Origin of the sequence: Ruegeria sp. SCP11, assembly GCF_040329455.1 — a bacterium.
GTDB lineage: Bacteria > Pseudomonadota > Alphaproteobacteria > Rhodobacterales > Rhodobacteraceae > Ruegeria > Ruegeria atlantica_E.
Genome location: NZ_JBDZYG010000002.1, coordinates 320,025 through 333,113 on the forward strand (window position 1 = coordinate 320,025; position 13,089 = coordinate 333,113).

The window sequence follows — 13,089 nt, forward strand, 5'->3', positions numbered from 1 at the left end:
CCGTTAAGGGGCCCAGGTCAGGAAGTTCCCGATCATGCGCAGACCCACATCCTGGCTTTTCTCGGGGTGGAACTGCATGCCGACCATCGTGTCGCGGCCAATCACGGCCGTGACCTCTTGCCCATAATCGACATAGGCCAGTCGTTGCGCCGGGTCTTTGACACGGAAATGGTAGGAATGAACGAAATAGGTGTGATCGCCTGACTTAACACCTTCGAACACCGGGTGATCGCTTTCCAGCACCAGATCGTTCCAGCCCATATGCGGCACTTTCAGCGATGTGTCTGACGGCTCGATCCGAACCACATCGCCGGCCACCCAGTCCAGCCCGTCCGTTTCGCTGTACTCATGGCCTTTCGAGGCCATCAACTGCATCCCAACGCAGATTCCTAGAAAGGGGCGGCCTTTCTGTTCGACCGCCTCAACCATCGCGTCATAGATGCCTTTGTGCCCGCGCAGTTCAGCTGCACAGGCGGGAAACGCGCCATCGCCGGGCAGCACGAGCCGGTCGGCGCGCGCTACAACTTCCGCGTCCGAGGTCACAACGACCGTACCCGCATCCATTTCGCGCGCCATGCGCTGGAACGCTTTTTCGGCCGAGTGGAGGTTGCCGCTCTCGTAGTCAATGATGGCAGTCAGCATTTACAGCGCACCCTTGGTGGAGGGTATCGCATCAGCTTTGCGCGGGTCGGTTTCAACCGCCAGACGCAACGCACGGGCGACCGCTTTGAAGGCGGCTTCGGCGATGTGGTGGCTGTTGAAACCGTGCAACTGGTCGATATGCAACGTGATGCCACCGTGGGTGCTGAGCGCCTGAAAGAATTCGCGCACCAACTCGGTGTCGAAATTGCCGATCTTGGGGGTCGGAAGGTCCACGTTCCAGATCAGGAATGGACGCCCCGACAGGTCCAGAGCACAGCGCACCTGAGCGTCATCCATGGGCAGGTGACATTCGCCATAGCGTCGAATGCCCTTTTTGTCGCCTAAGGCCCGTGTCAGCGCTTGACCCAGCGCGATGCCGGTGTCCTCAACCGTGTGGTGGTCGTCGATGTGATAATCGCCCTTGGCGCGGATCGTCAAATCGATCAGCGAGTGCCGCGCCAGCTGGTCCAGCATGTGGTCAAAGAAGCCAACGCCGGTCTGGTTGTCGTAAGTGCCAGTGCCGTCCAGATTGACCTCGACCGAGATCTCGGTCTCGGCGGTCTGACGGCTGATCTTTGCGCTGCGCATGGGCGAATTCCTTTTGCTACAGGCGCGCTTATAGACGGGGTTGGGGCGGCTTATCCAGTCCACACGTGGCATTCAATGCAAAGTGTTGCGGGGGATTGCACCCGGGCGCAGCCCATGCCAGCCTGCGGACAACTCAATCAACAAGGTCCGGCCCATGTCCACCTGCGTTTTCATCCAGATCCGCTGTAAACCCGGCACCACCTATAAGGTGGCCGAGGAAATCGCTCTTCGCGAAATCCACTCCGAACTCTACTCGACCAGTGGTGAATATGACCTGCTATTGAAACTCTACATCCCCGAAACCGAGGATGTGGGGCATTTCATCAACGAAAACCTGCTGGTGATTCCCAATATCGAGCGGTCGCTGACCACAATGACGTTCAAAGCGTTTTAACCAAGCTCAAACGTCGTCACGCCAAAGATACGGTTCAGGTCTATGTCCGGTTGATGGCTGGAATACATCCGAGCCGTTTCGAAAACCTTTTCCAACCCAAGCTTTGCTGCCAAATCAAATGCGGCCTGGTTGGGTTGTGGCATGTCGATGAAGACCTCTTGCGCGCTTTGATCTTCCGGTAACGTTTCCAGCAAGCTGGCCAGCAAGGTTTCGGCAATGTCGGCGCGGTCCGCGAATAGCGGCCCGATCTTGTAGCCGTTTTTGCATGGGCGCAACGTGGCATAGCCTTTGATCTGTCCGTCCTCGGAATACACACGTGAGACATGAGTTGGTGCGCTGATCCAGCCCTGCAGGAACGTGTCACGCGGGGTTGGGAACAGTTGGCGATCATACGCCTGTAATTCATCAGAAACCGTAGTCAAAGCTTCGGTGCCGGCTGACGGTGGCAACGCCCGCTGAATATCCGCTACAGTCCCGGTGAATCGATAGTTGTTGTACGCGAAGGCAAAGCCCGATTTGCGGTAATTGTGCTGCTGATCGACGACCCCATCCAGCCCGACGTTGCGGGCAGTGCAGTTGGCTAATGCACCCTGCCAAAGCTTCAGCCCGTGTCCCGCGCCACGATGCTCGGGGTGCACGATGTAGAACCCGAGGAAAGCAAACCCATCGTCGTAATGGACCACCGAGATTGAGGCGATCATCTCACCATCCATGAATCCGCCCAGAAACCCGTCAGTATCCGTACTGTGGAAACACGCGGCATCATGATGGCCCGGATTCCACCCTTCGTGTGCGGCCCAATCCACGGCCTGCTGCAACTCGTCAGCGGTGAGAGGGCGGATAACGTATTCAGACATGAGTGAACCCTGTGTTGCGCAGCACAACCAGAATGACGCAATGCGTCACGAAGAACCAGCATGTTCGGAGAGTTTGGTATCTGGAGCGGGCGAGGCGATTCGAACGCCCGACCCTAACCTTGGCAAGGTTATGCTCTACCCCTGAGCTACGCCCGCATCAGATACATATGTTGGTCCGAAGACCTCTCAATGGAGCGGGCGAGGCGATTCGAACGCCCGACCCTAACCTTGGCAAGGTTATGCTCTACCCCTGAGCTACGCCCGCGCCGTTGAGTGAGGAGGGATTTATAAATTCCCACGCAGGGCTGCAAGCGGAAAAACACAAAAAAGATGAAAAATCTTTCGACGGAAATCCAAAGGCGGCGCGTTCAAGAAACAGAGCACTACAAAATAATAAGGTTCGAGGTGACGAAATGGCACGTATTGCAGACATTAAAATGGCACTTTTGGCGGTGCTCATCGTATTGACCACGGTTATCTGCGCACGTGATGAGGGCAGGGTTGTCGAAGTTGAGCCTGTTCTAATGCATGCTCCGACGATTCAGACGCAGATTTTAGCGGGATAAGCCCGCTAACCAGATCAGAACGCCAGCACCAGAATCGCAACCGCAGCCACCAGAATGGCTGTGAAAGTAAGCAGCATTCCGATCTGGCGCAGAATCACAATCTGAGGACTGCGCCCAAAGCCATAGGCGTGCAGCAGCCGTCCACCCAGCAAAGTCAGCCCCAGCAGGTTCAGCAGCAGACCACCCGCGCCCTGCAGCTCAACTATTATGATCAGCAGCAGGGCAAACGGCGTGTATTCAACAAAGTTAGAATGCGTCCGCATAACTTTGAGCATGTTCTGGTTGCCGCCATCCCCATAAGAAATCTTGTCGGTGCGACGTTGGCCAATGACCTTGAAGCTGAGAGCGACATACAGGATCGCCAGCAAAGCGGCATAGATGGGGGTGGTGGTCAGCATAAAGCCCTCACTTTGATCAAATAAAACGCCGTGCAATTGCCCGCACATTGCCTGAGACACTACGCAGTTTCTCAAGTTGTTCCAGTTGGGAGCGTATGATTTCGGGTGCTCGGGGGTATCGGCGGAATCTGGCGCGGGTTGTTTTTTGCCGCAGTTTTGCCAAAATTCAGTTTAAAACTATTCAAATACTATGTTTTGCACATGCAATTCCTTGGCTGGTGCTGCCAATGGCGAAAGGAAAAGGTGAATTAAATGAAACGTGTACTATTGATATCGCGCGTGTTTGCGACCTCTTTGATGCTGGCTGGGGCGGCCAGTTTTGTTGCGGTTGTCGCTGCGCCGGACATGGCCATTGCCAAGAATGGCAATGGCGGTGGAAACGGTGGCGGCAATGGCGGTGGTAACGGTGGTGGTAACGGCGGAGGCAAAGGTAATAGCGGCGACAAAGGCAATAGCAGCCAAGCCAGCAACAAATCCGGCGAAAACAATGCCAAGGGTAACAGTGGCTCGGGCAATAAATCGGCCGGTAAAGGCAAGGGGCTGCTGGGCAAATTGGGCATCAACAAAACCGACCGGCAAAAATCTACGAAATCCCGTTCGACAAATAAGAACAAGCCAGCTTTTGTGACCAAGCTGGAAAACATGGTTAAAGGCAATAAAAATAAGACCAAAGCTGTGACGCGTGCGACCCCCAAAGCGGTGGTCACGCTTGATGAAGAAGCCGTGCCTCCTAACAAGCACGGAAAGATCGCATCAGAGTTGAAGGAACTCAACGCAGCGCATGCCAGCCAAACGGCGCTAAGGAATGCTGCACCGAATAGTATGCCAGGTAAGCTTTATTCGTATCAGCAAAGCGTTCTAGGCTACTCGGGCGCGACAGCGGATCTGGAAGAGAAACAAACAGAACTATCGGACCTGCAAGATTTGACTGACGAGCAAATCCAAGAGCAATTCGCGCCCACAGAGGAAGAGGCGGAGCAGGGCATCACTGCGGAAGATAAGTACAGTGATGCCGTGGCCGATGCTGAGCAGGCTGTTCAGGATGCCGAAACCACGTTGGCCGACGCGGCCGATCCGCAAGAGGCCTTGGATACGCTGACTGATGGCCGCGAGTTGTCGCCGGATGCGATGGATGAGTTGCATGATCTTCTGGGCCTTCCTGAGCCGGAAGAACTCGACGAAGTCGCGGTGGAAGCTGAGACAGACGAGGTGGAAGTCGATGAGGTCGTTGACGGCTAAAACGTCCACTCGCCCAAAAGAAAAAAGGCGCGCAATCTGCGCGCCTTTTTTTGTTATTCCAGTTCGACCAGCAGGTCTTTGGCGTCGATCTGGCCGCCCGGCTGCACGTGGACGGCTTTGACTGTGGCGTCCCGCTCGGCGTGGATGCCGGTCTCCATCTTCATCGCTTCGATGGTCAGCAGCATGTCGCCTTCCTTGACTTCTTGGCCAGCCGTAACCGCCACGGTGGCCACCACACCCGGCATCGGCGCGCCGACATGATCGTGGTTGCCCGGCTCGGCTTTGGGTCGCGCCTGCGTGGTCGAGGTGACCATACGGTTCGGCACGCGGATCACGCGGGGCTGGCCGTTGAGTTCAAAGAACACTTTGACCTCACCCTTGTCATCGGTTTCACCGATGGCCTGACAGCGGATTTCCAGCGTCTTGCCCGGGTCGATCTCAGCGGTGATCTCCTCACCCGGCTCCATGCCGTAGAAGAAGGTGCGCGTAGGCAGAGTACGGACTGGACCGTAAACCCGGTGGCGGCCCATGTAGTCCAGAAACACCTTGGGATACATCAGGTAGCCGTTCAGGTCTTCATCATCGACCTCTTTGCCTTCCAACTGCTTTGACAGCTCGGCTCGGGTGGCTTCCAGATCGACAGCGGGCACATCCTTGCCGGGGCGCTCGGTGTTGGGGGCCTCGTCCTTCAGTACTTTCTTGATGATGGTGTCAGGGAACCCGCCCGGAGGCTGGCCCAGATTGCCGCGCATCATGTCGACGACCGAGTCGGGGAAGGCCACATCGGTCGAGGGGCTTTCCACATCGGCGCGTGTCAGCCCCTGGCTGACCATCATCAGCGCCATGTCACCAACCACTTTGGAGGACGGCGTCACTTTGACGATATCGCCGAACATCTGGTTCACGTCGGCATACATCTGAGCGACCTCGTGCCAGCGCTCTTCCAGACCCAAGGAGCGCGCCTGCGCCTTAAGGTTGGTGAACTGACCGCCGGGCATCTCGTGCAGATAGACCTCGGACGCCGGAGCCTGCAGGCTGGATTCGAAGGCCGCGTACTGGCCGCGGACGGCCTCGAAGTAATCGCTGATCTCGCGGATTGCCTTAATGTCCAGACCGGTGTCGCGCTCGGTATGGCGCAGCGCCTCGACCACAGTGCCCAGCGTCGCCTGCGAGGTATTGCCCGAGAAGCTGTCCATCGCGCAGTCTACCGCGTCCACGCCAGCCTCAGAGGCCGCAAGGATGGTCGCGCTGGCGATACCGGCGGTGTCATGCGTGTGGAAGTGGATCGGCAGACCGACTTCTTCCTTCAGAGCACGGATCAGGATCTTGGCCGAGGCCGGTTTCAGCAGGCCCGCCATGTCCTTCAGTCCCAGAACATGCGCGCCTGCGTCGCGCAGTTCTTTCGCCATGCCGACATAATATTTCAGGTCGTACTTCGACCGATCCGGGTCAAGGATGTCGCCGGTGTAGCAGACGGTGCCCTCACAGATCTTGCCGTTCTCGACGACCGCATCCATCGCCACGCGCATATTCTCGACCCAGTTCAGCGAGTCGAAGACGCGGAACACATCGATGTTCTTCGAGGCCTGACGGACGAACTCCTGCACCACGTTGTCCGGGTAGTTGGTGTAGCCAACCCCGTTCGCACCGCGCAGCAGCATCTGTGTCATGAGGTTCGGCATCGCCTCGCGCAGGTCGCGCAGACGCTGCCACGGGCATTCCTGCAGGAAGCGGTAGGCGACGTCGAAGGTCGCTCCGCCCCAGCATTCAACCGAGAACAGCTGCGGCAGGTTGGCCGCATAGGTCGGTGCCACCTTGATCATGTCGATCGAGCGCATTCGGGTCGCCAGCAGAGATTGGTGGCCATCGCGCATGGTTGTGTCGGTGATCAACAGCTGCCGTTGGGCCTTCATCCAGTCGGCGACGGCCTGCGGACCTTTTTGTTCCAGCAGATTGCGGGTGCCCATTTTGGGTTCACCCTTCAGCGCGGGCGGCTTGGCCTCTTTCAGGTCGGCGCGCGGCTCGGGGCGGTCTGCGGTCTCAGGGTGACCGTTCACGGTGATGTCCGCGATATAGGTCAGAACCTTGGTGCCCCGGTCGCGGCGGCGCTTGAAGGTGAACAGGTCCGGCGTCGTGTCGATGAACTTGGTGGTGTATTCGTTTGACAGGAAGGTCGGGTGTTTCAGCAGGTTGATGACAAAGTCGATATTGGTGCTGACGCCGCGAATACGGAACTCGCGCAGGGCGCGGTCCATCCGGGCGATCGCAGCCTCGGGCGTCGGCGCTTTGGCGGTCACCTTGGTCAGCAGCGAGTCGTAATACCGAGTGATCACTCCACCTGCGTAGGCCGTGCCGCCGTCCAGACGAATGCCCATACCAGTGGCCGAGCGATAGGCTGTGATGCGGCCATAATCGGGGATGAAGTTGTTCTGTGGGTCCTCTGTGGTGATCCGGGTCTGCAGCGCGTGGCCGGTCAGATGCACATCTGCCTGGCTGGCCGCACCGGTGGCCTCGGCCAGAGTTTTACCTTCAGCGATCAGAATCTGAGCCTGAACGATGTCGATTCCGGTGACTTCCTCAGTGACGGTGTGTTCCACCTGCACGCGGGGATTCACTTCGATGAAGTAGAACTTGCCGGTTTCCATATCCATCAGGAATTCAACCGTGCCCGCGCATTCATAGTTCACATGGGCGCAAATCTTGCGGCCAAGCTCACAAATCTCGGCCCGCTGTTCTTCCGACAGATACGGGGCAGGGGCGCGTTCCACGACCTTCTGGTTCCGGCGCTGGACCGAGCAGTCGCGTTCGTAGAGGTGGTAAATCTCACCATGCTTGTCGCCCAGAATTTGGACTTCGACGTGGCGGGCGCGGGTGATCATCTTTTCCAGATAACCCTCGCCGTTGCCGAATGCGGCTTCGGCCTCACGACGGCCTTCCAGTACCTTTTCTTCCAGCTCATCTTCTGAGTTGATCGGGCGCATACCACGACCGCCGCCGCCCCAACTGGCCTTCAGCATCAATGGATAGCCGATTTCCTTGGCCTCGGCCCGGATGGCGTCCATGTCATCGCCTAGCACTTCGGTCGCAGGGATGACCGGGACACCGGCCGCGATGGCAACACGCCGCGCGCTCGCCTTGTCACCCAGCGCGCGCATGGTTTCTGCCTTGGGACCGATGAAAGTGATGCCGTTCTGAACACATGCGTCCACGAAATCAGGATTCTCGGACAGCAGGCCATAGCCGGGATGGATCGCATCCGCGCCACATTCCTTGGCAACGCGGATAATCTCGTCAATCGACAGATACGCCGCAACCGGCCCCATCCCTTCGCCAATGCGATAGGCCTCATCCGCCTTGAAGCGGTGCAGCCCCAGCTTATCTTCCTCAGCGAACACCGCGACGGTGCGTTTGCCCATCTCGTTTGCTGCGCGCATCACGCGAATGGCAATCTCGCCGCGATTGGCAATCAGGATCTTGTTGAAGTCGGTCATGTCAGGTCCCGGTCTTATTTGTGTGGCCGTGTTAATAGGCGGACAATACGCGCACGTATATCAGTCGTTCTGGGTAGAACCGGCATGTTATCGCTCGCAAACGCCGCCTTTTGGCATGATTGTCTTACACACGCTGCACTGCAGCATCAACGTTTGTAATCGCAGATGGGATTTTTTGCAGATTCGGGAGCCCCATTTGTCCCATATTGGCGATCATGTCCTGGCATAGGATGTCTATGACATGAGCTGGCCCTCGCGCACCCAAGGCGCTGAGACCATACAAGAATCCGCGTCCCAGCATGACAAAATTCGCACCCAGTGCCATGGCACGCAGAATATCCAAACCGCTTTCTACCCCGCTGTCGAAGATCAACGGCAAGGTTGTAGACGCCCGAATGGCGCGAAGAACCTCAATACTGGCTGGAGCACCATCAAACTGTCGACCGCCGTGATTCGAAACCCAGATAGCATCAACTCCGGCCCGCTGTAGCCGGTCAGCGTCTTCTGCTCGCATTACACCTTTCACGATGAACGGCCCGTGCCATGCGTCTCGTAGCCAATTGACGTATTCCATGTCCGGGGATGTGCGCAGCAAATATCCCACGTGAGCCGTCGGCGATAGGGCGCTGTTATCGTCGATGTATTTGTCCAACGTTCTCATCCGCGGCATCCCGGTTTGAGCCATACCCAGAGCCCAAATCGGGCGCCGGATGATCTGGGCCAACAGGCGGGGGGTCAGCTTGGGCGGATGTGTCAGGCCGGAACGGACCTGCCGTTCTCGCCGCGAGGCGACCGGGACATCAACGGTTAGCACAAGCGTCGAGAACCCCGCTGATCGGGCGCGGTTCAGCAAGTCGGCGCGAATTTCCGGGTCTTTCGGCGGGTAAAGCTGAAACCAGGCGTTTTGTCCGATATCTGTGGCCAGGTCTTCAGGGCTCTGACTCGCTACGGTCGACAGCGTATAGGGTAGCCCGGCCTCTGCGGCTGCGCGCGCCAGCAGCCTTTCCGCATCGGGCCAGATCAGCCCCGACATGCCAATAGGCGCAATCCCGAACGGCAGGGGATAGTCATGACCCAGAAACCGCGTGCCGGTGTCAAATTCAATCGGACCATGCAGGATTGAGGGCAGAAACGTGACCCTGTCCAGAGCGGTGCGGTTCCGGCGCAATGTGACCTCGGATCCTGTCCCGCTGTCCAGATACTCCCAGACGAAATGTGGCACCCTGCGCCGTCCGCGGCGTTTCAGATCGGCAAGGCCGGGAAAGGTGCTGTGCAGGTCCATATGAATTGATCCGACCTGTCGGGCGATTCTGCAAGGTTTTCAGGTTGCTGGACCGACCCTTGTCATTGGGCCTGTGCAACACGTCATCCGAGGCGTGCATGGGCCAATGCGTCGGACGGGGAGCACCAACGTATTCGAGATAAGACACAGCTTGCGGACAATTGCGTCGCCGCGTAGGGCGGTCGGACTCAAGCATCCTGACGGCCACAGGAGCAGGAATCGCGGGGAGTCTCTGCCATACGGGGCCGCCAGTGTCCCTCTTTGTTATAACAAAATCGCAAATCTCAGGCGGAGCGTCATGCCTGCGCCGCCCCGCAGACTATATCCATCGAATGGACCAGATTGGGTGTGACGCCTTTGAAAATTTTACGCGAACAAGCCGTGAACAAACTCTTTCCCTTGGCGCATATCCGGCGTAGTTTGGGGGGATGAGCAGTTTCGACGATATGGACGCCTTTGAGGGCGCATCGCTGTCCGCGCGGGCTATGGCCGCGCGGCCCACGCCTCATCTTGAATGGTTGAATAGCGAACAGATGAAGGCAGTAAAGACGCTCGACGGTCCGGTGCTTGTTCTTGCTGGGGCTGGTACGGGCAAGACTAGAGCACTTATTTCGCGAATTGCTGAAATTCTCCACACAGGGAGAGCAAGGTCGAACGAAATTCTTGCGGTAACGTTTACAAACAAGGCTGCAAAGGAAATGAAAGATCGGGTTCAGCAGTATCCTGTTAATGTTGAGCGCGGGATGCAATGGATGGGTACGTTCCACTCAGTTTGCGTCAAGTTGCTGCGTCGTCATGCTGAACTAGTCGACCTGAAATCGAACTTCACCATTCTCGATACGGATGATCAACTGCGCCTGCTCAAGCAGTTGGTTCAGGCGGCGAATATCGACGACAAACGCTGGCCTGCGCGCATGCTGGCCGGGATCATTGATGATTGGAAGAACCGCGCGCTGACGCCGGACAAGGTGTCCGCTGCGGATGCCGCTGCCTATAACAACAAAGGTATTGAGCTTTACGCCCAGTATCAGACCCGACTGCGCGAACTGAACGCGGTGGATTTTGGTGACCTGCTCCTGCACATGGTCACGATCTTTCAGACTCATCAGGACGTTCTGGAACAATACCAGAGTTGGTTCCGCTACATCTTGGTGGACGAGTATCAGGATACCAACGTCGCTCAATACCTCTGGCTGCGTCTGCTGGCCGGGGCGCATAAGAATATCTGCTGCGTGGGGGATGATGATCAGTCGATCTATGGCTGGCGCGGGGCCGAAGTGGGCAACATCCTTCGGTTCGAGAAAGACTTCCCCGGAGCTTTCGTGGTGCGGCTGGAGCAGAACTACCGCTCGACACCGCATATTCTGGCCGCTGCTTCGAACGTCATTCGCGGGAATGAAAGCCGTCTTGGTAAAGAGCTTTGGACCGACGCGGAAGAGGGCGAGAAGGTCCGCCTGATCGGTCATTGGGATGGCGAGGAAGAGGCGCGCTGGATCGGCGAGGAAATTGACGCGATGCAGGGTGGCACCCGTGGTGTGCGCCCGATGAATCTCGATGAAATCGCCATTCTTGTTCGCGCATCTCATCAGATGCGCGCGTTCGAGGATCGGTTTTTGACCATTGGCTTGCCGTATAAGGTGATTGGCGGCCCTCGGTTCTATGAGCGGATGGAAATCCGCGATGCCATGGCCTATTTCCGGCTGGTGGTCAGCCCCGGCGACGATCTGGCGTTCGAGCGGATCGTAAATACACCGAAACGCGGGTTAGGCGACAAAGCCCAACAGACGATCCAGATGACAGCGCGGGAAAATGGCGTGTCCTTGGTCGATGGGGCGCGGATTGCGGTTGATAACGGGTTGATCAAGAGTAAAGGCGGAAAGGCGCTGCGCGAGTTGATCGACGGGCTGGCGCGGTGGAATGCGATGACGCGTGGGCCTCGGATCGAGGTCGATGACGAGTCGGTCATTGATGACGGCGCCCCAATGCGGTTCGGCGAACCCGAAGTGTCACATATAGAACTGGCTCAGATCATACTGGATGAGTCTGGCTATACCGCCCATTGGCAGAACGAAAAGACGCCCGAGGCTCCGGGGCGGCTGGAAAACCTCAAGGAATTGGTCAACCAGCTGGACAATTTCGAAAACCTTCAGGGTTTTCTGGAGCATGTCAGCCTCGTCATGGACAACGAGCAGGAGGGCGACGGAGCCAAGGTCTCGATCATGACACTGCACGCGGCGAAAGGGTTGGAGTTTCCTGCCGTGTTCCTGCCGGGGTGGGAGGACGGTCTGTTCCCCTCGCAGCGGTCGATGGATGAGTCTGGGATCAAGGGGCTCGAGGAAGAGCGGCGACTGGCCTATGTGGGCATCACGCGTGCCGAAGAGGTCTGTACCATTTCCTTTGCAGCCAACCGGCGGGTATTCGGGCAATGGCAGAATGCGATGCCGTCACGTTTCATCGACGAACTGCCCGAGGATCATGTGGAGGTGTTGACGCCTCCGGGCCTCTATGGCGGCGGTCAGCCAGCGGCGGGGATCGAAACCCGTGCGGCCGAGGCGAATGTCTATAACTCTCCGGGCTGGAAACGGATGCAGGCACGGCAGGGGCAATACGGAATGTCGCAACCACGCGAAAGCCGCAACACGGTGATCGACGCAACTGCTGTGGCCAGTTTTACCTTGGGTGAACGCGTGTTTCACCAAAAGTTCGGCTATGGCGCAGTCATTGGTATCGAAGGGGACAAGGTCGAAGTGGATTTCGACAAGGCGGGGACCAAAAAGGTCGTCTCGCGGTTTCTGTCCGCCAAGGATGACGTCCCGTTTTAATCAAATGGAATGTGCCTGACGGCACATACTCGATTCTTTATCGGCGCCCGGCCATGACTGCGGCGCCTTTTTTCATGCTGGGGAAATGAAAAACGGCGGTTCCCAGGGAGGAGGAGAGGGAACCGCCGTTCTTTTCAACATCAGGGCAGGGAGGAGGAGAGCCCCGATGTATCCGAACCCGGGTCTGATCCCGGTATTTGTAAGTCGCGGCGACGTCAGGGAGGAGGAAGACGTCGCCGCGCGCTTTCAACACCAGGAAAGGGAGGAGGAGTACCCGGTGTGTCTGTGTCCGGCACTTAGAGCCGGTATAGATCGCGGCGATATCAGGGAGGAGGAGAGATATCGCCGCTGAAATACAGGTTCTAAGGGAGGAGGAAGAACCTGATCTCGGTATGTCGTCTCGCGCTTTTTTACGCGGTGTGCTCTTCGGCCGCTTGCATTGCCAGGCGACGGATCATCGAACGGTGCAAGCCCAGATCAGCCAGTTCGCGGTTCGACAGCTCGGACAGTTCGGTTACTGTCTGGCGGTAAACTCGGTAGCGAACGAACCGAGTCTTTGCAGCTTCGATCAGCGAAGCCAGGCCGGTTGCCGGTGCGCTCTTCAGAGCGGTCTGATGTGTTGCTGCAGCCATCTGCGATACTCGATAGTTTTCGTTGTTGCCGAAGCGTTTCGGCGTTTGCTTGAGGATGAAAATAAGGAAATGCTGCGCTTGCACAATAGCCTGCGTCGTCAATGCCGCTATGCAGCAATTGCATAGATATCAAGCTGTTGGGTATCTCGTCGCCCAAAGGCCTTGAAAACATGGGTTT

The 13,089-nt window shown here is 57.6% G+C and carries 12 protein-coding genes and 2 tRNA genes; 5 read left to right on the forward strand and 9 right to left on the reverse strand.

Features of this window, described 5'->3' with window-relative positions:
• Positions 1 to 3: 3 nt before the first annotated feature.
• Positions 4 to 642: an imidazole glycerol phosphate synthase subunit HisH gene (hisH, locus tag ABLN94_RS04665; protein WP_352989742.1), complete on the reverse strand. Its 639-nt coding sequence runs from the start codon at positions 640 to 642 to the stop codon at positions 4 to 6.
• The gene (hisB, locus tag ABLN94_RS04670; protein ID WP_352989744.1) at positions 643 to 1,230 is read right to left on the reverse strand and encodes an imidazoleglycerol-phosphate dehydratase HisB; all 588 of its coding nucleotides are present in this window, start codon (positions 1,228 to 1,230) and stop codon (positions 643 to 645) included. It lies immediately after the preceding gene.
• Between the two features lie 154 nt (positions 1,231 to 1,384).
• Between hisB and ABLN94_RS04675 the strand changes: the two genes are divergently transcribed.
• Positions 1,385 to 1,624, forward strand: coding sequence for an Lrp/AsnC family transcriptional regulator (locus ABLN94_RS04675; RefSeq protein WP_170325761.1), 240 nt, complete (start codon positions 1,385 to 1,387; stop codon positions 1,622 to 1,624).
• Here the strand turns inward: ABLN94_RS04675 and ABLN94_RS04680 are convergent.
• The 3 genes from ABLN94_RS04680 to ABLN94_RS04690 form a co-directional block, all read right to left on the reverse strand.
• Complete coding sequence (locus ABLN94_RS04680; RefSeq protein WP_352989747.1) at positions 1,621 to 2,481, reverse strand: GNAT family N-acetyltransferase; 861 nt, start codon at positions 2,479 to 2,481, stop codon at positions 1,621 to 1,623. The two genes, ABLN94_RS04675 and ABLN94_RS04680, sit on opposite strands and share 4 nt — an antisense overlap.
• 81 nt (positions 2,482 to 2,562) lie before the next feature.
• Positions 2,563 to 2,637, reverse strand: a tRNA-Gly gene (locus tag ABLN94_RS04685).
• 34 nt (positions 2,638 to 2,671) lie between these two features.
• Positions 2,672 to 2,746 (reverse strand) — tRNA-Gly (locus ABLN94_RS04690).
• A gap of 4 nt (positions 2,747 to 2,750) precedes the next feature.
• Between ABLN94_RS04690 and ABLN94_RS04695 the strand changes: the two genes are divergently transcribed.
• Positions 2,751 to 3,047, forward strand: a complete 297-nt coding sequence (locus ABLN94_RS04695; RefSeq protein WP_352989750.1) for a hypothetical protein — start codon at positions 2,751 to 2,753, stop codon at positions 3,045 to 3,047.
• Between the two features lie 14 nt (positions 3,048 to 3,061).
• Here the strand turns inward: ABLN94_RS04695 and ABLN94_RS04700 are convergent, their stop codons facing one another.
• Positions 3,062 to 3,445 carry an MAPEG family protein gene (locus tag ABLN94_RS04700; RefSeq protein WP_352989752.1) on the reverse strand — a complete coding sequence of 128 codons (384 nt, stop codon included), beginning with the start codon at positions 3,443 to 3,445 and terminating at the stop codon, positions 3,062 to 3,064.
• A 252-nt stretch (positions 3,446 to 3,697) separates the two neighbouring features.
• On the opposite strand from ABLN94_RS04700, the gene ABLN94_RS04705 reads away from it, so the two are divergent.
• Positions 3,698 to 4,684 carry a hypothetical protein gene (locus ABLN94_RS04705; RefSeq protein WP_352989753.1) on the forward strand — a complete coding sequence of 329 codons (987 nt, stop codon included), beginning with the start codon at positions 3,698 to 3,700 and terminating at the stop codon, positions 4,682 to 4,684.
• A gap of 53 nt (positions 4,685 to 4,737) precedes the next feature.
• Here ABLN94_RS04705 and ABLN94_RS04710 read toward each other — a convergent pair whose 3' ends face one another.
• Together ABLN94_RS04710 and ABLN94_RS04715 are read right to left on the reverse strand one after the other, a co-directional pair.
• Positions 4,738 to 8,175: a pyruvate carboxylase gene (locus tag ABLN94_RS04710; RefSeq protein WP_352989756.1), complete on the reverse strand. Its 3,438-nt coding sequence runs from the start codon at positions 8,173 to 8,175 to the stop codon at positions 4,738 to 4,740.
• Between the two features lie 124 nt (positions 8,176 to 8,299).
• Complete coding sequence (locus tag ABLN94_RS04715) at positions 8,300 to 9,457, reverse strand: alpha-hydroxy acid oxidase (RefSeq protein ID WP_352989759.1); 1,158 nt, start codon at positions 9,455 to 9,457, stop codon at positions 8,300 to 8,302.
• A 428-nt stretch (positions 9,458 to 9,885) separates the two neighbouring features.
• Here ABLN94_RS04715 and ABLN94_RS04720 point away from each other — a divergent pair, with 428 nt between their 5' ends.
• Both ABLN94_RS04720 and ABLN94_RS04725 read left to right on the forward strand, forming a co-directional pair.
• Positions 9,886 to 12,279 (forward strand): ATP-dependent helicase, encoded by a 2,394-nt coding sequence (locus tag ABLN94_RS04720; protein ID WP_352989762.1) that lies wholly within the window; start codon positions 9,886 to 9,888, stop codon positions 12,277 to 12,279.
• An 85-nt stretch (positions 12,280 to 12,364) separates the two neighbouring features.
• A complete protein-coding gene (locus ABLN94_RS04725; RefSeq protein ID WP_352989764.1) occupies positions 12,365 to 12,631 on the forward strand; it encodes a hypothetical protein in 267 nt (88 codons plus the stop codon).
• A 58-nt stretch (positions 12,632 to 12,689) separates the two neighbouring features.
• Here ABLN94_RS04725 and ABLN94_RS04730 read toward each other — a convergent pair whose 3' ends face one another.
• Positions 12,690 to 12,911 (reverse strand): DUF1127 domain-containing protein, encoded by a 222-nt coding sequence (locus ABLN94_RS04730; RefSeq protein WP_170490357.1) that lies wholly within the window; start codon positions 12,909 to 12,911, stop codon positions 12,690 to 12,692.
• Between the last annotated feature and the right edge of the window lie 178 nt (positions 12,912 to 13,089).